General features: G+C 40.4%; 19 protein-coding genes. 9 read left to right on the plus strand and 10 right to left on the minus strand.

Annotated elements, in window-relative coordinates; all coding sequences use genetic code 11:
* Nucleotides 1–74 precede the first annotated feature (74 nt).
* A complete protein-coding gene (locus tag CHJ_RS03010) occupies nucleotides 75–1,283 on the minus strand; it encodes a multidrug effflux MFS transporter (RefSeq protein ID WP_317918072.1) in 1,209 nt (402 codons plus the stop codon).
* Between the two features lie 87 nt (nucleotides 1,284–1,370).
* On the opposite strand from CHJ_RS03010, the gene CHJ_RS03015 reads away from it, so the two are divergent.
* On the plus strand, nucleotides 1,371–2,258 hold the full coding sequence (locus CHJ_RS03015) for a LysR family transcriptional regulator (RefSeq protein ID WP_317916826.1): 888 nt from the start codon (nucleotides 1,371–1,373) through the stop codon (nucleotides 2,256–2,258).
* Nucleotides 2,259–2,334: 76 nt separating this feature from the next.
* On the opposite strand, the gene nqrM is transcribed toward CHJ_RS03015, so the two are convergent.
* The 9 genes from nqrM to CHJ_RS03060 form a co-directional block, all read right to left on the minus strand.
* Nucleotides 2,335–2,538 carry a (Na+)-NQR maturation NqrM gene (gene nqrM / locus CHJ_RS03020; RefSeq protein ID WP_171753710.1) on the minus strand — a complete coding sequence of 68 codons (204 nt, stop codon included), beginning with the start codon at nucleotides 2,536–2,538 and terminating at the stop codon, nucleotides 2,335–2,337.
* A gap of 10 nt (nucleotides 2,539–2,548) precedes the next feature.
* Nucleotides 2,549–3,064: a NifB/NifX family molybdenum-iron cluster-binding protein gene (locus tag CHJ_RS03025; RefSeq protein WP_317916827.1), complete on the minus strand. Its 516-nt coding sequence runs from the start codon at nucleotides 3,062–3,064 to the stop codon at nucleotides 2,549–2,551.
* Nucleotides 3,061–3,351 (minus strand): DUF134 domain-containing protein, encoded by a 291-nt coding sequence (locus CHJ_RS03030; RefSeq protein WP_171753708.1) that lies wholly within the window; start codon nucleotides 3,349–3,351, stop codon nucleotides 3,061–3,063. The genes CHJ_RS03025 and CHJ_RS03030 overlap by 4 nt, the downstream gene beginning before the upstream one ends.
* A gap of 306 nt (nucleotides 3,352–3,657) precedes the next feature.
* Nucleotides 3,658–3,882 carry a hypothetical protein gene (locus CHJ_RS03035; RefSeq protein WP_171753699.1) on the minus strand — a complete coding sequence of 75 codons (225 nt, stop codon included), beginning with the start codon at nucleotides 3,880–3,882 and terminating at the stop codon, nucleotides 3,658–3,660.
* Between the two features lie 293 nt (nucleotides 3,883–4,175).
* The gene (locus CHJ_RS03040; protein ID WP_317916828.1) at nucleotides 4,176–6,233 is read right to left on the minus strand and encodes a methyl-accepting chemotaxis protein; all 2,058 of its coding nucleotides are present in this window, start codon (nucleotides 6,231–6,233) and stop codon (nucleotides 4,176–4,178) included.
* Nucleotides 6,234–6,563: 330 nt separating this feature from the next.
* A complete protein-coding gene (locus CHJ_RS03045; RefSeq protein WP_171753706.1) occupies nucleotides 6,564–6,863 on the minus strand; it encodes an ArsR/SmtB family transcription factor in 300 nt (99 codons plus the stop codon).
* Nucleotides 6,864–7,137: 274 nt separating this feature from the next.
* Nucleotides 7,138–8,379, minus strand: coding sequence for an HD-GYP domain-containing protein (locus CHJ_RS03050; protein WP_317916829.1), 1,242 nt, complete (start codon nucleotides 8,377–8,379; stop codon nucleotides 7,138–7,140).
* A 281-nt stretch (nucleotides 8,380–8,660) separates the two neighbouring features.
* Nucleotides 8,661–9,350 (minus strand): DUF3313 domain-containing protein, encoded by a 690-nt coding sequence (locus CHJ_RS03055; RefSeq protein WP_317916830.1) that lies wholly within the window; start codon nucleotides 9,348–9,350, stop codon nucleotides 8,661–8,663.
* A gap of 92 nt (nucleotides 9,351–9,442) precedes the next feature.
* Entirely contained in the window at nucleotides 9,443–10,093 is a 651-nt protein-coding gene (locus CHJ_RS03060; RefSeq protein ID WP_317916831.1) for an HAD family hydrolase, read from the minus strand.
* 289 nt (nucleotides 10,094–10,382) lie between these two features.
* On the opposite strand from CHJ_RS03060, the gene CHJ_RS03065 reads away from it, so the two are divergent.
* The 8 genes from CHJ_RS03065 to CHJ_RS03100 all read left to right on the plus strand — a co-directional run bounded on the left by CHJ_RS03065 (nucleotide 10,383) and on the right by CHJ_RS03100 (nucleotide 22,377).
* On the plus strand, nucleotides 10,383–11,330 hold the full coding sequence (locus CHJ_RS03065) for a phosphate/phosphite/phosphonate ABC transporter substrate-binding protein (RefSeq protein ID WP_317916832.1): 948 nt from the start codon (nucleotides 10,383–10,385) through the stop codon (nucleotides 11,328–11,330).
* A 51-nt stretch (nucleotides 11,331–11,381) separates the two neighbouring features.
* Nucleotides 11,382–13,571 (plus strand): EAL domain-containing protein, encoded by a 2,190-nt coding sequence (locus CHJ_RS03070; protein ID WP_317916833.1) that lies wholly within the window; start codon nucleotides 11,382–11,384, stop codon nucleotides 13,569–13,571.
* Between the two features lie 191 nt (nucleotides 13,572–13,762).
* Nucleotides 13,763–14,968 carry an acetyl-CoA C-acetyltransferase gene (locus tag CHJ_RS03075; protein ID WP_317916834.1) on the plus strand — a complete coding sequence of 402 codons (1,206 nt, stop codon included), beginning with the start codon at nucleotides 13,763–13,765 and terminating at the stop codon, nucleotides 14,966–14,968.
* A 642-nt stretch (nucleotides 14,969–15,610) separates the two neighbouring features.
* Entirely contained in the window at nucleotides 15,611–16,183 is a 573-nt protein-coding gene (locus CHJ_RS03080) for a hypothetical protein (protein WP_317916835.1), read from the plus strand.
* Nucleotides 16,184–16,191: 8 nt separating this feature from the next.
* The gene (locus tag CHJ_RS03085; protein ID WP_317916836.1) at nucleotides 16,192–17,952 is read left to right on the plus strand and encodes an OmpA family protein; all 1,761 of its coding nucleotides are present in this window, start codon (nucleotides 16,192–16,194) and stop codon (nucleotides 17,950–17,952) included.
* A complete protein-coding gene (locus CHJ_RS03090; protein WP_171755294.1) occupies nucleotides 17,953–18,456 on the plus strand; it encodes a Rab family GTPase in 504 nt (167 codons plus the stop codon).
* Nucleotide 18,457: 1 nt separating this feature from the next.
* A complete protein-coding gene (locus CHJ_RS03095) occupies nucleotides 18,458–20,569 on the plus strand; it encodes a putative bifunctional diguanylate cyclase/phosphodiesterase (RefSeq protein WP_171755293.1) in 2,112 nt (703 codons plus the stop codon).
* 398 nt (nucleotides 20,570–20,967) lie between these two features.
* On the plus strand, nucleotides 20,968–22,377 hold the full coding sequence (locus CHJ_RS03100; protein ID WP_317916837.1) for an aldehyde dehydrogenase family protein: 1,410 nt from the start codon (nucleotides 20,968–20,970) through the stop codon (nucleotides 22,375–22,377).
* The last annotated feature ends 50 nt before the right edge of the window (nucleotides 22,378–22,427 follow it).

Here is a 22,427-nt window from a genome sequence, read left to right on the forward strand (position 1 = left end):
CCATCGATATGGCGGGGATTTTTGTTTGTGGTTATCCATTTAATCAACAAGAAGAAATTTAGCCTAGCAGTAAGCTAACATCCGTTATCTGTTGCTAACTGACGTTGCGATAGTTGACTCGATATTAGAACCAACGCCATTAAACCGCACGCGGCTAAATAAAAGAATCCCAATCCAGCTTGATCTGAAACCCATACCTCGACTAAGTAACCTCCAAACAAACCGGATAAACACATCTGTACCGATCCAGATAAGGCAGAGACAGAACCTGCCTGCTGTTTGTGAGGAGAGAGCAGCATGCTGATAGAAAGAGGAAATGAGATCCCTTGAGCAACTGCCAGTAATGTAAAGGCAAAGATAAGATTAAACAGCGTCATCTCCGTCGCTAATAACCACGCTCCTGAAAACGTCATCAATGCAATGGCAAATGCCATTAAGATGCTGTTAGAAAAGTAGCGGTTAATAACATTGAGAATGAGACTACCAATTAGTAGGCCCGCCGAGGGAATGATCATCACCGAGCCATATTCGGCTGTAGTGAGACCAAGTTGGTTTTGTAGTAAGAACGGAAATAGCGATAGCGATACAAGGCTAGCAAGGTAGCTCAACCAGTTGTAGCTGGCGCTGCCTATAACTTGAGGGTTACAGATTAACTGCCAATAGGTGCTCATCACCTTTTTAACCTTAAATGGTTTTTGATTGTATGGCAGAGTTTCAGGAAGAATAAACCAGCCTAATACGTATATGCTGCATAGATAAAACAATACAAAAACGAACACAGCCTGCCAACTAAAATGGAAAGCAATCCACCCACCTAATACAGGGGCGAGGATGGGAATAATAGAGGCGGTAATTGAGATGTAGGAGAAGGCTTTTGTTAACTGTGAACCATCATAACTATCTCGCAACACACTTCTCCCCAGCACTGAGGCGCTTCCTGCTCCAAGCCCTTGCAGTAATCGTCCTATCTCTAAGGCTTGAAAGTGGTCAGAAAAAAATAGACAAACGACAGTACCTAGTAAATATATGCCTTGGCCAAGAATGAATATAGGCCGTCGTCCAATGGCGTCTGACATGGGGCCATAAAAAAGTTGTGATACGCCAAATCCGACCAAAAATAGGGTAACAAGCATTTGAACTTGTGCCTGTCCGATAGCAAGTGACTCGCTAATTAACGGTAATGATGGCAAATAAATACTGACGCCAACCTGCCCTGTAGCAATGATCATCATGGCTAACAGCATGGGTGTTTTTTTAAAGGTGGTTCTCTTTTCTCTTATCATGCTAACAGTGTATATTGATAACCAATGTTTGATAATTACCGCTTTGGGAATTAAATTAATTCCCATCTGGAATTAGTTGAGGTGGCGATGGATTGGATTCAAAGTGTGCAAAGTTATGTTCGTGTTGTTGAAGAGGGCAGTTTTAATGGCGCGGCAAGAAAGCTTAATACGACCGGCTCAGCGATAAGTAAACGAATACACTGGTTAGAGGATCGAGTTGGTGTTCAGCTATTGAAGAGAACAACACGATCTGTGACGCAAACAGAAGCAGGGGTCCTGTTTTATGAGCGAGCGAAAAGTCAGCTAGATAGCTGGCAATCAGTTATTGATGAAACACGAAGTGTAAACCAAGCACCTGTAGGGTTACTGCGCATTGGGGCAACATTGGCGGTAGGATCCAAATTTCTGATCCAGTATTTAGATGATTTTTTGCAGCAATATCCAGACATCCGTATTCAGTTGACCACAACAACTCCAGGGCAGTTGCCAGAGCTGAGTTTGGATCTATTTATAAGCCGTGAAATCGAGCAATTAAACTCACTAAGCTTTAAAGCCACGCCACTTTTTGAACACCAAGCGGGCTTCTATGTTTCTCCCAAGTATATTGAAGCGTACGGTGAACCAAAAACAATCGATGATCTTGCCTACCACAATATGTTGATTTGGGGAGAGCGCCCGCAACGAGAGATAAAGTTATCTCAAGGTCGGCGACTTCATTTATCTGGAAATTTTGCCACCACTAATCCTGAAGCTCTGTTTTATGCAGGAAAAAATGGCATGGGTATTTTGCTTACCAATAATGTCATGATTAAAGAAGAGTTAAAAAGTGGTGCTTTGGTTAGGATTTTGCCAGAGGTGACAGCTGATGAAGCGACAGTTTTTGCGTATTATCCGAAGCTGGATTATCAACAAACGCGAACGCAGTTATTCTTAAATTACTTGAAACAACGTTTAGAGAAAGAGCAACTAGGGTAAGGTTGTTAAGGATTCTCAGTTAAAATAAACTAGGCGCTCTTAGCTATGGAGCGCCTCAAGGGTCAGACGACTTTTGTTACTTACCGCTCTCTCCCGGCTCAGAGATTTGATACAAGGTATGTTCATCACATGTCTCTTCGCAGTTACATGCTTTGTCGACTCCAACATTGCTTAAGCCTCCACAACTGCCTTTGATTGTTTTTTTATTTAATATGACTCCGATTGCCATAAGTAAAATCACAATAAGAAAAACACCGAACGTAATAAGTAGTGTAGTCATAATTTGCCCGTTATTTATTGAAAGGCTTTATTGATGAAATGGAACGAAGGTTTCTTCTCATCATTTGGCCTTTACCTGCACCTTGCTGTAAGTGTACACCATCTTGTTTATGTTCGTGTGCATTTGAACTTCCACATCCGCAGCCACTTCCTTTATGAGAGCATCCTCCCTTCTTAGCGTGATTGGTCGAGGGGCGACCTTGCTCTGCGCTTGTCAGTTCAGTCATAGGACTATTGATAGCATTAGCCAACGGAGTTTGTGCAGTGACTTGAAAGACACGAATACCTGAGCTGAGTAGTTTACCCAGTGCTCTTTCACCGATATTTCTAACAATAACCGCATCTGCTTTCATGCTACTGATCAGAGAAAGCAGCGATTTTTTATCTTGGCAAGAAGAGTTGCCAAGAGCCGCAGGGTTATGCATATAGTCAATGGATGAGTTTTCTTGATTTATAAATGCAAATTGTGATGCTTTCATAAAATGATTCGCAACACAATTACGGTTATGTGGGATCGCATAGATCATTGTTCTGACTCCTTATCTTCTAGAACAAGTGCGTTACCTTCAACCAAACTAGCAGCAACTTTAAACCGAGCACGGCTTACTATATTGCCAAAAGTTTGCCTAGAAACGCCCATTTGATCTGCAGCCTCTTGTTGACTAAGGTTCTGATAATCAGCAAGTCTTAGTGCTTCAAATTCTTCAGAGAGCAAGTCGGTCTTAGTGAGTTTACTCATTGGTATGCCGTTTGGTTTAAAGCAGCTATGAGCTGGTCTTCCACAGATACGGCGACACTTTTTAGGTCTAGCCATAAGCTCTCCTTGGTCGTTTCAATTTTATCATACGATCATTATTGGCATATGCCAATAATTTATGAGAGTTATTTTTGGCATATGCTATTTTAAAGGTATTGTATAGCAAAATTCCTCTGGGGGAACGGTTAATAAGTGTTTGGTTTATTAGTGTCTGTTTTTTAGGGGTATTTACTAAGAAGCTTCTATAGTGGCAAGAGTTAACTCATTGACTGAGGTAAATGACAAACACAGTCAACCTTTAGTGGGTTAACTGTGTTGTTATAATCTGTGTATTTATAAGCTATACCGCTATAAATTATGCCACTATAAAGTGAGTAGTGTTGGATCGGTAAACGTACCAAGCACGGCAGTGGAATGTACGGAAGAAGCGTGAGGATAGAACACTTGTTGTTCGCAGCATGGACAGGTTGGTAGCTTTTCGTCTTCCTGATCGATATCGACAACTATATTACAATTTTTGCAGAGGTAGCTTCCTTTGCCCGGTTCCTGACCTGTGATCAAGCAACAAACATCATCATAGTGATTCATAAGTCTACTCCTTTATAGGTATGAACGTTTGATAAGTTATAGTTGAGAACTGCTCAAAAAGCGAGCAGTAATATGATGAGCTCTACACTCCTTCCCAAACATTTATGTATTGAAATGTAACCATCATGTAAAAACGAGACGATTGAGCTATAAATGTAAGTTGGTTTTATTGTTGGCTCGTTTTTTGATAGTGCCTGTGATTAATTTTTCGGTTGTTTGTAATTGTTATTGCGCTAATAAATAAAGCCTCAAAATTGAGGCTTTACGATGCAAGGCCGTAAATCTGGAGTGATCTAAACTTTAAACTTACTCACTAATGAACTTAACTGCTCGTTCGCTGCTGCAAGGCTTTGCGTGCTGTCTAATGTTGCTTTTCCGTTATCTGTTAGATTTAAAACCATTTCTCTGATGTTCGTCATATTACGATTTACTTCTTCCGTAACGGAGCTTTGTTGTTCTGATGCCGTTGCAATCTGAGTACTGAGATCATTAATCTCCACAATCGAGTTACTGACAGAGTCGAGCCCTTGAGCAACCTTATCGGCATTCTCTGCGGTGGTCTCACAAGTTATTTTTGTTTCATCCATGGCAGAGACAGCTTGTGATGCATCACGTTGTAGTCGATCTAGCAGATCGTTGATTTCTTTAGTACTGGTTTGAGTTCGAGAGGCGAGGGCTCTTACTTCATCAGCCACGACAGCAAACCCTCTTCCTTGCTCTCCCGCTCGTGCAGCTTCTATTGCGGCATTTAGCGCGAGTAAATTAGTTTGCTCAGCGATGTCGCCAATAACACCAAGTACATTAACAATCTCTTTAGTATTGTTATTCATTGTATGGATATTGGTTGCAGCAGAGTCCACTTCCTGCATCAGTGAAGACATGCTAACACTGGCTTCCGTGACGCTTTTCTTCGATGATTGCGCTTCGATACCGGCTTTCTTGGTGTTTTCAGCGGTATCGGCGGCACTTTGTGCCACTGTTTCTGCTGTTGCACTCATCTCGGTTATCGCGGTAACAACTTGCTCGGTCTCTGCTGAATGTGTAACCAAAGCTTGGTTGGTATTTTCAGACTGTATTTTAAGCTCTTCAATGCTGCTCGTTATGTGAGTAGAAGCAGCGGTGACATCTTTTATCATCGACTGCAGATAGATGATAAAATTATTTACTGAATTTCCAATATCACCAAGCTCATCTTTACTGGTTATCTCAACTCTCGAGGTAAGATCCGCTTCTCCGGTAGATAAGGTATCAATTCGTGTTCGTAAGCCAACAAGCCCTCGAACTAAGCTGTTTATTGTCCATAGCGTTATTGCTAATGACACTATGATGATGACGCTGCCTACCCCAATTCCTTGATAGACTTTCTGATTAAAGATATCCGCTGTACTGGTGGTTAAAGACTGTTCTATCTCAGTTATGTCACTGGCATAAGTACCGGTAACAATTGTCCATCCCCAATCAGGGAAAATAGTTCTTGAGTAGGCAATCTTTTGTTCGGTCTGTTTGGTTGCTGGGTTTTCAAATTCTATATAGGTAAAGGCTTCCGTTTTTCCTTTGATATCATTTGCTATTTTGCTGGTATTCCCTAATACCTGCCCGATGATCTCTTTTTTTGGGTGAGTTAAGATCGTCCCTTTTTCATCTTGAACCCAAAAATAACCATTTTTGCCATATTTTGATTGCCTAATGGTTTCTAATGCAGAATCTAGCTTATCCTTTCTCAAGGTATTGATGTACTCACCAGTAGCAATAACCATATTCATCGGGGCAAAATAGATAGAAGCAGAGAGTTTTTCTTCGACTTTACCGGTGGATGGATTGTCAAAATAGTAGCTAGAAAATCCTATTTTTTCTTGTTTAGCTGAAGAGACAATATCTTGAGCAAAATAGATGCCTTTTACATCTTCGCTTTCAGATGCATCGGTACCAATAATGCTTGTATTAGCACCATTGGCAAGATAAACGATAGAGTCCGCATCATAGGCAAAAATATATCGGCCATTCCCCCAACGATAGTTGTTCAAAAAGGCGAACACGGCATCTTCTGAACCACTGTTTTGGTAAATCTGTTCAACGGTGGATGCAAAGGTGCTTATTTCATCCGCTAAACTTGCTTTCACGTTCTCAAATTTGGCACTGTTGTAGTAGTTGGAAACCGACAATGTAACGGTATCTATTTGACCTTTTAAACTATTATCAATGAGTTCAGATACTCTCTCGGTAACATTTTCTTTTTCTGTGCCAAGAACAACATCTTTTGTGATAAACATGTTCACCACAAAAAACAGACCAAATATAATAAGGGCGCTACTTACCATCAAAGTAAGCTTGGTTCTAATCGTTATATTCATGATGTCCTCTATTATTGGATGTGAGGTAGGGGGACGATCCAATGACGTAACTTATAGTAGTTATATAGTGAATCCTTAAAGAGTATATTATAAATAAGCTAAATATCGTCTCTCATTGGCTGATTATGTTGCGTCAATCAAAGAAGTGAATGAATCATTTGTTGCCGATCAAAGTTTTAGAATTTCTTTGATATGGATTGAGGAAATGAGTTTTGAACAGCAAATAGACGAGGAAAAAAACGAGGAAAATTCCAACTTATCGTTGGCTGTTTAAGGGGGCATTCATTGCTTGAATGTAGGGGATGAGTCAAGAGAGCAGTAAAACAGCATTTAGCTGCTTAACTGCTCATCGGAACAACATTCATCATTGAGAAAGCCGATGACATTTTCTAGCTTTTGGTATTCTGCAACGCAATAGAGCGTTCTTCCTTCTCTTCTCTGGCTTATCAGCCCAGCAGAAGCTAGGTTAGATATGTGGTGAGAAAGTGTTGAGCCGGGAATATCTAGTCTCTGCTGAAGCCCTCCAACAGCAATCCCTTTAAACCCTGCTTTTACAACACACTTATAAATGGTTAACCGTGTAGGGTGACCTAACTCTTTTAAGGCTTTTGCCACATCATCAATGTTCATTTTTATCCGATTTTATATTAAAGCGAGAATATTTTGATAATAATGGAAGTATCATGCTTTCGCAATTTGCCGATGATGAAATAACAAGAGTTTGTACTCAACTATCTTTAAGATGCCCATATTTTCGTCAGATAGCTTTGAAAGGGGATGCCATGCTTAGATTCTCTTTCTTGAACTGAACCGGTTGATACTGCTCTTAATTTTTTACCTTAGGATCACTTGAGTATACTAAGTATATATCGTCAGAAAACGTTGGCTGATGAGCAATAACTCACTAATAAAAATGAGAAATATCGATACCAAGAGATGATGGGGAGATAGCGTGATCGATCTTTAAATCAGACTGGTTAAGGTGAACCGAAGTGACTTCAATAAACTTTTCATATTTATTAGAGTAAAAACATTTTACTTCGGGATTAAGAGGGTGTTTTTTGTTGCTTGCTTCCACTAAACCGACTTTACCATCGCTAAGTTGCACGAGTGAACCAACAGGATAAATACTGATGCAGTTGATGAATTTATACACCAAATCTTGATCCAACTGTTTTGGTGTCATTTTTAATAATATTTTAAAGGCATCAGAAGGGCTTAGGCCCGTTTTATAACAACGTTCAGCTGTTAGCGCGTCATAGATATCGACAATACTACTCATTCGTCCGTAGAGAGGAATATCTTTACCACTGAGGCCGAGTGGATAACCTTTACCATCCAGTTTTTCATGGTGCATTAAACAGACCATTTTACTTATCTCAGTAAGACCAGAGATTTGAGGGATCATCTCTGCCGCATAGACCTGATGGAGTTTCATATGATCAAACTCCTGTTCGGTAAGCTTAGCTGGCTTGTTTAGTATTTTGCTTTTTACTTTGGTTTTGCCTATGTCATGCAGCATACCGCCAATGGCTAACTGTTTTAGAATCTCTTTATCGAGCTTTAAGTACTGGCCAAACGTCACAAGCAGGCAGGCAACGTTAACGGAGTGTTCGAGTAGGTAAGTATCTTTACTTCGTAAAGCAGAGACAAACTTAACTGCATCAGGATTTACCAATACGGCATCGACGACATCATCAGCCCACTCTTCAACAATACCAACATCGATAGGAGTATCTTCGAAGGTATCGTGCATAATTTTTGCAGCAAGGTTTCGGGCTTCACCTATCAGCTTTTGTGCTTTCTCTTTTTTAACTGAGCGAGAAGAGTGTGGTACCGCTTTCACCTCTATTTTCTTGCTAACAACGTGTGGTTTATCCGCTACTTTGTTGGCGTCAGTTTTTGGTTTTTTCGCCGAGGTAGTTTTCTTCTCTTCAATAAACGTGCATTTTCTTGAGGAAAGTTTGACGTTTACCCATACGAATTTCACTTCGCTATCTATCAACTGCTGTATGCCTTTTTGATTAGCGACGCGTCCGGCATTTCCCAGCGCAATACGAGAACTATGTTCAATAGCGGTTACAAACATCCCTATTTGGACGTTTTTAATCGCTATTTTAATCGAATCTTCTTGCCTGTATTGCATACGATTTACTTAATTAGAGAGTGATTAGGTGTACATAATGATAATAAGTGCAATCATTGAAATCTGCATCCTGAGGTAATTGATTCTTGCTGGCTCTGTGAGCTGTGGCTCATCGGTAGAAGAAAAAATGATGTCATCAGAGCGGAAGAAAGGTTTAATTGCCTGAATATACTATTAATATTTTTATTATTAGTAAAGGCTTTATACTCAAGTGACCTCAAGCTGCCGGACCCAGCGTGGTATCAACAGGGTCTAAGGAATAAACGTGAAGATAGCGCTCACTAGTCTTTCTTGGTCAACTCATCGCGAGACGTTAACGTTGATGCTAAGCGATCTACCCAAGAGTTAATGGCATCTTTTGCATCGTCAAGTGAGTCGATCATTGTACTAAAATCTTTCTCTCCAGCCTGGCGGTCAATGACAGCAATTAAAGGAGTATCTGTCATAGATTCGCTGACGAGCAACTCAATCGTTGCGCTGCCCACGTTGGTGTGTTCGCCCGTGGTGAGTTTAGAAATGGTAGAGATACCTAAACCAAATGGCAGAATAGTGCTGGTAACCGCTAAAATAGGATTAGGCAGCTCAACATTACTAATTGCGATGCTTAATCGAAGTGTTGTATCACTCGGCTGATCGACTATTTTTTTAGTCGAAGATATCTTATGTTTTAGTCGATCAACTAAATAGGTTGTGAGCTCGTTGATCTCTTCGTCATTCAGTTCTGAGTTATCAACGACAACGTAAACACGATCGATTAAAACGCTGTCATACTGACTCAGTTTATTTTTTATTCTCTCTTCGCTTGATAAACCAATTCTTGTCCAGACTAAATCAACTCCCCCTTCTGGGCCGGGGCGAAAGTTGTCAAATGAGGTGAATTTGGTTGGGTGTTGCAGTTTTCCTGAAGCACAACCAAAGAGGAACAGTGCTGTAAAAAAAATCGCGCAGATTCGTAACAGAGGTAAATTCATTAAATTGAGTTCATATGCAAGGGATACAACCTAAGATAGCTTAGTTGGCAATAAATTTCATTGGTTATTAACAATGTGAACGTAACAGGTATCTACTTTTTTAACTGATGAAGTACCTTTGTTAAGGATGGTTCAATAGCATGTTCTAATGACACAATTTCTGGCCCAGGAGAGACTAAATCGGGAATTTGAAACATCTGTAACCCCGCAGCTACTCCAGAGCGAACGCCATTATTAGAGTCTTCAAAACCTAAGCATTCTTGTGGTGCAATATTTAAACGTTTTGCTGCCAGTAAGTAAATTTCAGGATGAGGCTTTCCATGTGTTACCTCACAACCACTGGTTATGTCAGTAAAATAGTGGCTTAATCCTGCTAATTGCAATTTAACATTTGCTAATTTCTGGTCGGTAGAGGTTGCGACAGCCATGGGTATTTTTTTGCTCTGAAACCACTCTAGTAGTTCGATGACCCCCTCTTTTACAGGAATGGCATGATGCTCAACAACTTCATGATAATAACTCATCCATGTTTTTCTTAGCTGAGTGTAGTCAAGCGTCTCTCCATATCCATCTCGAATGGTTTTTTCAATGCCTTGTGCGTTCTGGCCTATGATCCCCAGATAAACCTCCCGTAAAAATGGTAATGAAAGAGTTTGGCACGCTTTTATAAAAGATTGCTGACACACTCTTTCTGTATCGAGTAAAAGTCCATCCATATCAAAAATTGCTGCTTGGTAGTTCATTTTTTTCCTCTCTGAATTGCAGGTGGATAGTACCACGAATTTACTGCGGTAAGTCACAGAATAGATGAACGAAGACAAATAGTTAGCAAGTTAGTTGGCAACAAAAAGTGCCGCTAAAATGAGAGGGTTCTGTTGTGACTATAATCTTAACTAATTGATAATAAAAGCTTTCGAGCTAATGCATCTAGTTTCTTAAATATTCATCAGTATTAATATAACTCTGCTAAGCTTAATTATTAAGTATTGTAACAATAATAAACGATAAAACCGTGGCTAGGAGAATATAATCATGTTTCGTCAGTTAACATCAGCTTTGGCTTTTATATTTGCTGTTACCTATGCCAATGGGGGGCTCGCAAATAGCAGCGACAACAGTCTTAGTCATCAAAAGAACACGCTTACTCGAGACTCTATCGTAGTTGGGAGAGTGAGTACTAATCCTAAAAAGCACTTTAAGCACCTTAAACCTATTGCGGATTATCTGGCGGACAATTTGAGTGATTTTGGCATTACGGAAGGAAAAGTACTGTTTGCTAAAGATAATCAGCAAATGATTCGTTTCATACAGCAGGGCAAGGTTGATCTGATCACTGAAACCGTATTTTCGGCTACGGAATTTCAAAATAAAGCCGGTGCCGAAATTGTGCTCCGTCGTTGGAAAAAAGGCGTGGCAGATTACTCTTCGATTATGTTTGCTAAAAAGGAGAGTGGCATTACCTCACTTGATGGATTGGTAGGCAAGACGATTGCCTTTCAAGACATGGGGTCCAGTTCCTCTTTTTTTATACCAGCCTCTATCTTAATTCAAAACGGGTACCAGCTAGTTCGCCTAGATAGCCCTAGAGAAGTTGCCCCTGAACACGCCATTGGATATGTGTTTGCTAATAAGGAGCTAAATATATCAGCTTGGGTGAACAAAGGTATTGTAGATGCTGGAGCATTAAGCAACTTAGATTGGAACAATGAAGAAGATATGCCAGAAAGCTTTCGCCAAGTGAATAACATTATTTATCAAAGCATCCCTTTTCCTAGAGGTGTTGAGTTGCTAAGAGCGGATATGGATCCTGCTTTAAAAACGCAAATCGTACAAATACTGCTAAACGCTCATGAGAATGAACATGGTAAGAGAGTACTTAAAGCTTATCAAAAAACCTTAAAATTTGATGAACTGTTTGATTCATCTGACAGTGTTAGACGAGCTAAAGAGTTAGCGCAAATCGTAGCAGAACAACTGTAAACCGTATTATTCGACTAATACGTTGCGTAATCATCTAGGTAGGTTTGGCATATGGTGATAAAGAAGATAAAAGTAGGAATTCAAGGGCGTTTTATTGTGGTTAATATCGTATTGGTGACGATAATTATCACTGTGATTTCTATTGTGCAACTTTATAATTTTAACACCACGTCGCAAAAAGTTTTGGAGCTAAGCACAAAAGACACCAGAGCCAGCCTGCTAAAACAAGCCTATAAAAGAGGCAATAGCATATTAGATTACATATCTGAATCTGTTGTTAATCCATTTTATCAGTATGATCTTGATGCGACTTACAACCTTTTACAGCCAGCGTTAACCAAAGAAGAAGTGATATCCATCGTTGTTTTTGATGAGAGTGGTGCGACTTTTCATGACGGAGAAGAGACCATTCCTAGCTATGGTGAAAAACTGCAGGATGAGGATCTGCTTACCAGCGTTATAGACAATAAACGGGTATATACCTCAATTAATAGCCAATATTTGATCATGGCGAAACCCATCTTTATCGATACGGATTTACTTGGTGGAGTAGTGTTAACTCTATCTTTAGAGCCGATTTATCAAGACATGAATAAAATTACGTCCCATATAACAGAAACGAATCAGAGTGGATTGCAGAAAATAACGATAGCGATAGGCATTACTGCACTATTGTTTTGTGTTGGGGGGATTTTTATCTCCATTCTCATTTCTCGATCACTAGTTTCGCCCATTCATGATCTCGTTTCGCATACGAAAAGTATTGTTAAAGGTGATTTTGAAACAGAGAACAAGATTGATCGTGATGATGAAATGGGCGAATTAGCCGAAGCATTTAATGAAATGGGAAGAAGCTTAAAAGTACAAACCGATGAAATCTCATTCTTGGCTTATCATGACTCGTTGACCAAGCTTCCTAATCGAGCACTGTTTATTAAACAACTGACTCAACTGATCAGCCGAAAAGCAGTCAATGAACGTTTTTCTGTGCTTTTTCTCGATCTCGATGAATTTAAATTTGTGAATGACAATTATGGTCACAAAGCGGGTGATGAACTGTTGTGTGAAGTGGCTACTCGAATAACGGATAATTTGCGAGTTAACGATTTTATCGTTAGCGGTACTTCATTTTTATCTAAATATGAGCTCGTCGCTAGAATCGGTGGCGATGAGTTTCTGATCTGCCTTCCCGATATTAGCGACGATATTTGCACCGCAAAGATCGCAACACGATTAATCGATGCTATTCAGGTACCAATAACATTAGATAAAGAGGAAGTCGTGATCTCTGGTAGCATAGGTATCGCCAACTTTCCTGAAGATGGTTCAACCGCTGAAGAACTCATTAAAAACGCCGATATTGCCATGTATCAAGCGAAAAGCATGGGGAAAAATATCTACGCGAATTTTGACCAAAAACTAAATGTTCAAATTAAAGCTCGTATGGTGATAGAGCAAGACTTGCGTCGAGCGATGGATGACTTGTCTCAGTTTGAACTATGGTATCAGCCACAATTCTCTGTCGAAACCTCTGAGCTTGTCGGTGCAGAAGCTTTAATTCGTTGGCGTCACCCAACAAAAGGGCTGATATACCCTAATGAGTTTATTCCAGTGGCAGAAGAGTGTGGTGTCATCATTTCACTTGGAGAGTGGGTTATTGATACCGCTTGCAGGCAGTTAAAAATTTGGCAGGCGCATTATTCTGAAGATTTTTACATTTCCGTAAATCTTTCTGCGCGACAAATATACCGTTCCAATCCAGTGGAACTGTTTTCAGCGATACTTAGTAAACATCAAATTTTACCAAACAGATTACATGTGGAAGTAACCGAAAGCATCTTAATGAAAGATGAGTCTCTCGCAAAAAGTACACTTGCAGATATACGCAGTCTAGGTATTCAACTTTGGCTTGATGATTTTGGTACTGGCTATTCTTCACTCTCTTATCTAAGAACGTTTGAATTTGATGGGGTTAAAATTGATCGTAGTTTTGTATCAGATATTGAGATAGATAATTTTGATAGAGCGTTAACTTCTGCCGTTATTAATATGGCTAAAAGCTTAAATATCTCGGTGGTGGCAGAAGGTGTCGAAACTCAATTCCAATTAGATTTTTTAGCGGAAAATCAGTGTGATGTTGCTCAGGGCTATTTCTACTCCAAACCTGTACCTAGTGATGAATTTGAAACGAACTTCTTAGACATCAACTATTACAATCAATTTCTCAAATCGAATGGTTAACCGCATTGCCTGCCATTTAACCTAAAAGGGTCAGTGATTATAACCAAGGTCATTGCGCATCAGTATTGATGTTGCGTATAGGCGATTAAATCCTAGTTGCATTATTGCAATGCGGGTTTGAATTTCTGACTATATCCTCATTCTCGCCCTCTCTTTAGACTAAATGAAAAGTGAAACAAGGAGAGAAAATTATGCAACGAGTATTTATTGTGGCGGCAAAACGTACTCCCATTGGCAGCTTTAATGGTTCGTTGGCGTCATTATCTAGTGTGGAGTTAGGTGCACACGCTGTGAATGCCACGCTGATGCAAGCCAACATTGATCCAGAAGCGATAGATGAAGTCATCGTTGGTAATGTTTTAACTGGGGGCAGTGGTATGGGACCGGGTCGTCAGGTCTCTATAAACGCAGGGATACCAAACACGGTACCTGCTTATACCATTAATATGATTTGTGGCAGCGGCATGAAAGCGATTATGGATGCCGCTAGCCATATTCGAGCTGGAGATGCGCAGGTTGTAATGACGTGTGGGACAGAGAGCATGTCGAATGCACCTTTTATCTCTTCAGGACAGAGTCGCCGTGGTGTCCGTATGGGACATCAAACCGTAGAAGACAGCATTATTAAAGACGGTTTAACGGATGCTTTTCATCAGTATCACATGGGAGTAACGGCTGAAAACGTTGCTAAGCAGTGCCAAATTAGCCGAACTCAACAAGATGATTTTGCATTGAGCAGCCAGAGAAAAGCGTGTTACGCCATAGCAAATGGTCATTTTGATAACGAAATTAGTGCGGTAACCATAAGCAAACGTCGCAAACAAACCATCGTTGCTCAAGATGAGTACCCGAAAGCGGATTGCACCCTTGAAGGGCTAGAAAAACTGCCAACTGTATTTGAACGGGAAGGGAGCGTAACCGCGGGAAATGCTTCTGGCATTAATGATGGCGCCTCGGCAATTTTATTGGTATCTGAACAGGCACTGAAACACCATAACCTGACACCTCTTGCTGAGCTGGTGGAATATGGGCAGAGTGCCATAGCCCCTGAAATCATGGGACTAGGGCCTGTATCCGCGATTGAAAATACCTTAAAAAAAGCGGAGTTAAAGATTACCGATATTGATGTTTTTGAACTGAATGAAGCGTTTTCAGCCCAAGCTTTAGGTGTTATTCACTCTCTGACTGAACAGCATAATCTTGAGAAAAATTGGTTACTGGAACGCAGTAATTTAAGTGGAGGAGCCATCGCGTTAGGGCATCCTATTGGAGCTTCTGGCAATCGCATCGTCACAACACTGGTTTATCAGCTTCAAAGAACTCAACGTCAGTATGGTCTCGCCTCATTGTGTATTGGCGGTGGAATGGGCACTGCGTTGATAGTGAAACGTTGCTAGAGATCATATATCGCTCCTTACTTCCATCCCAGTGCAACTATCTCTTCTATACTGAAATAATCTTTTATACTCAAGTGACCTCAAGATGCAGGATTCAGAGCAACATCAACAAGTTCAGTTCAAGAAAGATAATTGAAGGAATGGCATTCCCTTTCAAGATTATCTGACGCAGAAATGGGCGTGTTGATGTGCTCCCAAAGGGCGAGTTTTATTGGCTCCTGCTCTGTGTTACTGATTCTTGCCGTAGAATGACTATGCCTTCAAATCAGTGCCTTGATCAGCAGCCAATAAATTCTCGCTGAACAAGCACCTTGAGGTCACTTGAGTATATTTATAAGCAAGTTACCTATAGTTAATTAATGGGTAACTTGCTACTGAAAAAAAGAGATAGCCAGCAATATCAGAATGAGAGAAGAGAACGTGCTTAGCTAGCCACTGTTTTCATCGAGATTATTTTTGTAGCAAGTACTTCAGGTCAGTTCTATTTCTCATAAAAGAGATCAAATTACCTATGAAATTAGCTCCTTATTATTAGTTAGGTGTATATTAAATTAGGAAAAAGTGATTTTCGTCCAGAGTTTGAGTTGTGCGATACGATTGAATCGCAGCAAAACGTAAGTTGGTTTGAATAAGGAAATTATAATGGCTGAGCACGATGAGGTTGAGGTTAACGAACAAGTAGAAGAAATAGACACAGAAACAGAGAATAGCAGCGCGGATGTGGATACTTCTGAGTTGGATCAACTTAGAGATATTGTATTCGGCTCGGCCAAAGCCGATCTTGAAGCCCGTCTTGCGGCTCTTCAACAAGAGATGCGTGAAGGCTTTAACGACGCAGCGAACAGTTTGCAAAAGCAGATGGCTGATATGCAAGCTTCCCTCCAAGATAATGTTCACACCTTAGAAGATCGTATTTCATGGGTGGACAATCAACACGACGAAAAAACATCTCAGTTAAGCGCTTATGCTGACAAACTTGCGGCTGAAATCGAAATGAACGACGCGAACAGCAAGCAACAGGATGACGATCTTCATAAACGGTTAGATAACGAAATAGATCAGCTAACAGATAAGTTTACTCAACAGCATGATCAAACAATTGAACTCCTTAACCAAGTGAAAAAAGAACTCAACACCTCTAAGACAGATAGAAAAACCCTGGCTAGGCTTCTGGCTACCGTGGCTGACAATCTTGAAACTGACGAAAATTTTTGAGTTGAGTTATGAGTAACCGTAAGGGGACTGATACAGAAGAACATACACAGATGAAGCATATTCGCCATTTACTCTTGGGTGACAACAATAAACTTGTCCGAGATACCATGGAGGAGAATGCACGAGACATTGTGAGTAACGTTCTAACCGAAGCTTTACACGATCGCCAAAAATCAGATGGTACGGTGAGTAAAGTACTTACGCCGCTAGTAGAGAAATCGGTGGAGGCGTCTGTTGTCGCAAGAAAAGAGCAATTTGTCAGCTACCTCTATCCTTTGGTCGGTAGTTTAGTCCGAAAGTCAGTTAGCGCCTTTCTTTCTGAACTTGTTGAGCAAACCAATGCACTTTTAGAAAGCAGTTTGACCTATAAAGGGCTGAAATGGCGCGTTAAAGCGTGGCAAGCAGGGGTCAGTTATTCTCAGTATGTGGTCAGCCAAACATTTTTGTTCCGAGTTGAACAAGTACTTCTTATTCATCAAGACACTGGCTTACTACTGAATACGGTAGTAAAAGATAAAACTCAAACCACCGATGCCGACATGGTCTCGGCGATGCTTACCGCCATAAATGACTTTGTTTCCGACTCTTTTTCACAGCAAGACGATAGCAGTGAGCAAAGCTTAGACGAGATCAAAACAGATGACTTTACACTGCTGATAAAGCGTGGACCAAGAGCCATACTTGTCGCCGCAGTATCAGTGTCAGGAACCGTTCCTTCTCACTTAGGTGAGCAGCTACAGTTAACCTTAGAGGATATTCACCGAATTTATGGTGATGAACTTGAGACATACGATGGAAACTCAGCGCCATTTGAAAATACCGAACAACAACTAACAGACTGCTTGCTTTCCCAGCAAAAGCAGCAAGAAGATGTGGTTAAGAAGAGACCTTGGTTGGCGTTAGTTTTGCTTTTCGGTCTATTCTCATTTATCGGCTATTATTTATATGAACGTTGGCAGTTAGATTACTACGCATGGCAAGTCAGCCAGTTGCCGCCTGCGGCTGGTATCGTGTTACTCAATGCTGAACGTTGTGAAAATGAAATATGCGTCGATGTGTTAAGAGATCCCATTGCTCAACCTGTGACTAGCTGGATTGGTGAGACTGCCTCAGTTGATGTTCCATGGCAGATCAATGAACAGCCATTTCAGTCATTAGAGCCTGAATTACTGCAACGCCGAATTAATGCAATATTAAACGACTTTCCAGAGTTGACCTATGAATCATCTAACACTCAGCTTGTTGGAGAGCTGTCACCTCAACGCTATCGGTTAATTCAAAAGCGGATAGATAGATTACCAGACAGCCCTGAAATGGCGAAGATATTGCAGCAAGTCACGGTGAGTCAGCACAGCATAAATGGTGGCTTGTTAGATCAGTTTTTATTCGACCAACTAATTACCACAATTGAAGGCGTTAGCATTCATTTTGAGAACGACCAGAGTAGTTTGAACGAGCAAGGAGTGCGGGCGTTAGAAAGTTTAAGTGGGACAGTGATTTCCGTGACAGAGATGTCATCCAAGTTAAAGCAAAGTATACAGATAGTAATTATGGGAATTAGCGATCCTCTCGGCACCAAGGGCTATAATCAAATATTGAGTAAAAAACGTGCTGATGTGGTGAGAGACAAGTTAATAGAACAAGGTGTTGATCCAAATATAGTGAGATCCGTTGGCTTAGGGATTTTAGATTCAAGTTACGGTGCTCGACGTGTAGCGTTTGGGGTAATTAAGTTTTTACCTGAAAGTTCGGAGAGAGTGCAAAATTAGATGATACAAAAAAAAATATGCATGTTAGGTGGTTCAGGTGTAGGTAAAACCAGTCTAGTTAAACAATATGTAGAAGGTATTTTTTCAGAAAAATATCTCACCAGCATAGGGGTTAAAATAGACAAGAAATGCGTAAGCCTTGACGACCAAGAAGTGCTGCTCATGTTGTGGGATATTGAAGGTGTTGATCGCTATGCGGGATTTAACGCTAAGTTTCTGCGAGGGGCGGCTGCGGCTATTGTTGTCGTTGATCAAACTCGACCTCAATCACTATTAGACGGACTAGAAATATGCCGCTTGGTTCGAGCGGCGGGCAATATTCCTATCACACTTGTTATCAACAAGTGTGATTTGCCAATGGCACAAACATGGGACATTGCAGAGCATAGTGAACTGCACACAATGTTTAGAGAGCAATACCAAACCAGCGCAAAAACAGGTGCAGGTGTTGAAGAGTTATTTTTTCGCGTAGCGGAATTTACAGTTAATCAACAGGTAGGTTGATATGTTAGCGTCTTTTCTTGAGGATATGGGAATACTTGATTGCTCGGTTGTACAGCGATTGAGTGAAGGGCGTTATAAATTACTCTATGCCAATGAAAACTGGCTCTATTCGCTGTTTCCTAATCAGCATTTGCAACTTGATCAAACATTTACCTTTCAGCAAGAACCTGCCTACTTAGTGGACTTTCTTTATGATGCTGTTGAGTTTTGGAACCAAGGAGTCGAGGGGAAGATAAACTCAGGCATTTGGAGTGAACAGATAGACAATCAATTGTTGCGACTTGAAGCCTCTGCTATTAGTCGTAATGGTGAGCACTTTTTGGTTATTTTTAATTTAGAAAATGAATATAACCGTCGACAAAATACCCTACAAATCGCTCGAGAGTTACTGATATCTAACGACACTATTTTGGAACAGCATGAGTTAATTCGGTCAAGAATAGAAGAATTAACGGTATGTAACCAACAGCTTAGTGATGTGAAGTTGCCGGTAAAGGATGTGATAGAAAGTGCAGATTTTGGCATCGCTATCTTTGACAAAGACATGCACGCAATAGAGCAAAACCCTGCCCTCTACTACTTGTTTGATGCGGCAAAACCAAAAAGTGGCAATCCTGCGAAAATGTTATTGGAATTATGCCGACGTCAATCTCCTGAACTTCAACGAGTATTTGATACCTCAAGCCGATGGAGTGGTGAAGTTTATTGGTTAAAACCGCCAGAACTGAGCCGATGGTTACAAGTCACTATCTGCCCTGTCACCGATAAAGATGCTGTGAACTACTGGGTATTTTTAGTCACTGATGTAAGCCGAGAAAAGTACCTGCAACAAAGCAATGAAAAACTCACCTATTTTGATGTGTTAACCGGATTACCGAACAGACAATATTTTTGGCAGTGCCTACAAAATGCGATTGAGCTTAATAGAGATTTTTATGTGTTACAGATTGATGTAAAACATCTGAAACGCATTAACGAAACCTACGGCTACTCTGCTGGCGATCAAATCCTTAAAGACATTGTTGCTCGTATGCAACCTATTTTAGGGAGTGATAACCTACTTGCTCGGATTGGTGGAAATGAGTTTTCCGCTATATTCCATCACGATGATGAGCTTGCTTGTGCTCTGGTGAGTGAACGCTTGGTTGAAGCGGTCAATGAACCATTTCAAGTGTTGTCGCAATATCGTTGTAATGTTGAAATTAACATTGGTGTTGCTCATTTTCCTCTTGATAGTGAAAGTGCCGAAGATCTAATGAAATATGCTGATCTTGCGGCATTTACTGTAAAAAGAGAGAGCAAAAGAGCCGTTCAGTTTTATTCTGCCGAACTCAAAGAGCAGTTACGTCAACGAAACGAGTTGGAAGCGGCGTTAAGAGAAGCAATTAAAGAGCAGCAGTTTGAGCTTTATTTGCAGCCAGTACTGGACTTAGAGACGCGTAAAATTGTTAAAGCTGAGGCTCTGATACGTTGGCTTCGTCCTTCTTATGGTGTCGTCTCTCCTGATGAATTTATCCCAATTGCAGAGCAAACAGGCTTGATACTGGCTATTGGCCAGTGGGTTATTCAGCAAGCAAGTAAGCTATTGGCGGAGCTTCATAAACAGAACTTAGAGATCAAATTATCGGTTAACTTATCACCTGCACAGGTGAGTGATAGCAACTTACTAGATTTTATTCGCGAAAGCGTACAAGCGAATAATATTGATGCTTCGTTCTTAGAACTAGAGTTGACGGAAGGGGTGCTGGTGGATGACTTTGATAAAATACGCTTCTTTTTAGAAGAGGTGAGAAAGTTAGGAATTAGCGTTGCCATCGATGACTTTGGTACTGGCTATAGCTCTCTCTCGTATTTGCAAAAATTACCTATCGATCATTTAAAGATCGACCGTTCTTTTATCAAAGAGTTAACGGGATCTGAAAGCAATCGTGCGATAGTATTGGCCGTTCTTGCTATGGCTAAAGGTTTAAAACTGGGAGTGATTGCGGAAGGAGTGGAGAATGAGGAACAACAGCACTTTTTGCGAGAGAATCATTGTCAGGCGGCTCAAGGCTATCTATTTAGCCGTCCGGTGCCATTTGATGAGTTCCGAAAACTAATCTATCCCGAGTGATCTAAGAAACAGTGTTCTAGCTAAGTTACTAATGCCGTTTGGGAGCGTGTTAACACGCTCCTTTAAACTTTACTTCTTTAAGTCATGTAGGTCACAGGTGATGTGGATAAAAGGTCATAACGTGACATGTAAGCCTTGTGACCTCTTTCTGTTTCACTAAGTTTATTTATTAGCTGGCAGAAATCACAGCAATAAAAGATCATATATAACTACTACATCGTTCTAAATTCTTCTTGTTTAAATAATAAAATATTAAGCTAAAATTAATTGTTTTGCTTATAAATAAAAATATTAAAATAAATTAAAAATGATTTTTATGGAATGTATTTGCTCCATTGTTTAATGACAGCTGTTTAATGGCAGCTTTTTAATGGCGACGACTTATGTTGGGATAATAAATGGCAAGTGAAAATTATTTAAGAGTAGTGAACCCCTATGACAATGAACTGGTAAAGGAAATAAAGAAAACTAAAGAGGTTGATGTTATACGTTGTATCCATAATGCCGTTTTAGGACAGCAAGAGTGGTCAGTAAAGCTACTCAATGACAGAGCGAAAATATTATATAAATTTGTCGAGTTAGTAAAAATAAATAAAAGTGCTCTTGGCTCGCTACTTTCTCAAGAGTCAGGAAAACCTATTTCTGAAGCGATAAAAGAGATAAACAATATTATTATCGGCTTTCTTGCATTTATCGAAAAAGCCAAACACCTTAATAATTTATCGTTTCCTGGCGAAAGTGAAGCTGGCCAGCAAGCAAATATTCAGATATCTGCGCGGGAGCCTCTTGGGGTTATTGCCTGCATTTTACCGTTTAACTTTCCTTGTGATCTATTTTGCCAAAAAGTCGCACCGGCATTGATGATGGGGAACGCAGTGATTGTTTTACCATCAATTGAAACACCATTAGCTGTTCGAGAATTAGTCGGCTTATTAAAACAGGCGGGTGTCCCACAAAGTGTTATCCAAGTTGTGATAGGTCACGGTGAAGAACTAGGACCGATACTGACGCGTCATCCCGATATCAAAATGGTTTCCTTTACTGGTTCGACACGAGTAGGTTTAAAGGTGGCGAAAAGTTGTAGTGATCGTCTTGCTCAAGTTTCTCTCGAGCTTGGTGGCAATGATGCATTTATTGTTTGTGAAGATGCCGATACGGATCTCGCTGTTAAAGAGATGATACAGGGGCGTATGTACAATACTGGTCAAGTCTGCTCAGCCAGTAAACGTTTTATTATTCACAGTTCTCAAATTCAACGCTTTGTTGATAAAAGCGTTGAGCAACTGGACAAGTTACGTTACGGCTCCCCTCAGGATCAATTAACAAACATCGGTTGTTTAATAAGCCAAGAAGCGGCAAGAGAAGTGGAGCGACAGGTTAAACTCACCTTAAGTCAGGGAGGAAAGCTTGTGTATGGTGGCCGACGGTTTGGCTCTCGTTACACTCCGACGATAATAACCAACATTCCATCAACGGCAGATGTGGCATCCGACATGGAAATACTGGGGCCAATTGTCGCGATTATTCCATTTGATAATGAAGAAGATGCCATCAATATAGCCAACTCTTCAATATACGCATTAAGCGCTTCTGTTTTTACCGAAGATTACAAAAAAGCCATCAGCTATTCAAAGAGAATAGAGTCTGGTGTGTTTGTTGTTAATGGGGCAAGTCTCCATCGAAGTTTCGAAATACCGTTTTGTGGACATAAAATGAGTGGTTTTGGTACAAGTGGGGTATCTTCTTCTTTGCAGGGAATGTCAAAATTGAAAATGTTGATATTAAAAGATGTATATGAAGTTGACTAATAAATTATAAATGTTTTATCGATATTTCGTATAATAACTAGTGCGTTTTA

It is taken from the genome of Vibrio sp. MACH09 (assembly GCF_033238805.1).
Taxonomy (GTDB): domain Bacteria; phylum Pseudomonadota; class Gammaproteobacteria; order Enterobacterales; family Vibrionaceae; genus Vibrio.

Bases quoted from the DNA above. Each gene is read 5' to 3' on its own strand.
- CHJ_RS03025 (WP_317916827.1), bottom strand. From the start codon at position 3,064: ATGATCTATGCGATCCCACATAACCGTAATTGTGTTGCGAATCATTTT.
- CHJ_RS03015 (WP_317916826.1), top strand. From the start codon at position 1,371: ATGGATTGGATTCAAAGTGTGCAAAGTTATGTTCGTGTTGTTGAAGAG.
- CHJ_RS03045 (WP_171753706.1), bottom strand. From the start codon at position 6,863: ATGAACATTGATGATGTGGCAAAAGCCTTAAAAGAGTTAGGTCACCCT.
- CHJ_RS03070 (WP_317916833.1), top strand. From the start codon at position 11,382: ATGGTGATAAAGAAGATAAAAGTAGGAATTCAAGGGCGTTTTATTGTG.
- CHJ_RS03055 (WP_317916830.1), bottom strand. From the start codon at position 9,350: ATGAATTTACCTCTGTTACGAATCTGCGCGATTTTTTTTACAGCACTG.
- CHJ_RS03095 (WP_171755293.1), top strand. From the start codon at position 18,458: ATGTTAGCGTCTTTTCTTGAGGATATGGGAATACTTGATTGCTCGGTT.
- CHJ_RS03065 (WP_317916832.1), top strand. From the start codon at position 10,383: ATGTTTCGTCAGTTAACATCAGCTTTGGCTTTTATATTTGCTGTTACC.
- CHJ_RS03085 (WP_317916836.1), top strand. From the start codon at position 16,192: ATGAGTAACCGTAAGGGGACTGATACAGAAGAACATACACAGATGAAG.
- CHJ_RS03080 (WP_317916835.1), top strand. From the start codon at position 15,611: ATGGCTGAGCACGATGAGGTTGAGGTTAACGAACAAGTAGAAGAAATA.
- CHJ_RS03060 (WP_317916831.1), bottom strand. From the start codon at position 10,093: ATGAACTACCAAGCAGCAATTTTTGATATGGATGGACTTTTACTCGAT.
- CHJ_RS03090 (WP_171755294.1), top strand. From the start codon at position 17,953: ATGATACAAAAAAAAATATGCATGTTAGGTGGTTCAGGTGTAGGTAAA.
- CHJ_RS03050 (WP_317916829.1), bottom strand. From the start codon at position 8,379: ATGCAATACAGGCAAGAAGATTCGATTAAAATAGCGATTAAAAACGTC.
- CHJ_RS03030 (WP_171753708.1), bottom strand. From the start codon at position 3,351: ATGGCTAGACCTAAAAAGTGTCGCCGTATCTGTGGAAGACCAGCTCAT.
- CHJ_RS03035 (WP_171753699.1), bottom strand. From the start codon at position 3,882: ATGAATCACTATGATGATGTTTGTTGCTTGATCACAGGTCAGGAACCG.
- CHJ_RS03100 (WP_317916837.1), top strand. From the start codon at position 20,968: ATGGCAAGTGAAAATTATTTAAGAGTAGTGAACCCCTATGACAATGAA.
- nqrM (WP_171753710.1), bottom strand. From the start codon at position 2,538: ATGACTACACTACTTATTACGTTCGGTGTTTTTCTTATTGTGATTTTA.
- CHJ_RS03010 (WP_317918072.1), bottom strand. From the start codon at position 1,283: ATGATAAGAGAAAAGAGAACCACCTTTAAAAAAACACCCATGCTGTTA.
- CHJ_RS03075 (WP_317916834.1), top strand. From the start codon at position 13,763: ATGCAACGAGTATTTATTGTGGCGGCAAAACGTACTCCCATTGGCAGC.
- CHJ_RS03040 (WP_317916828.1), bottom strand. From the start codon at position 6,233: ATGAATATAACGATTAGAACCAAGCTTACTTTGATGGTAAGTAGCGCC.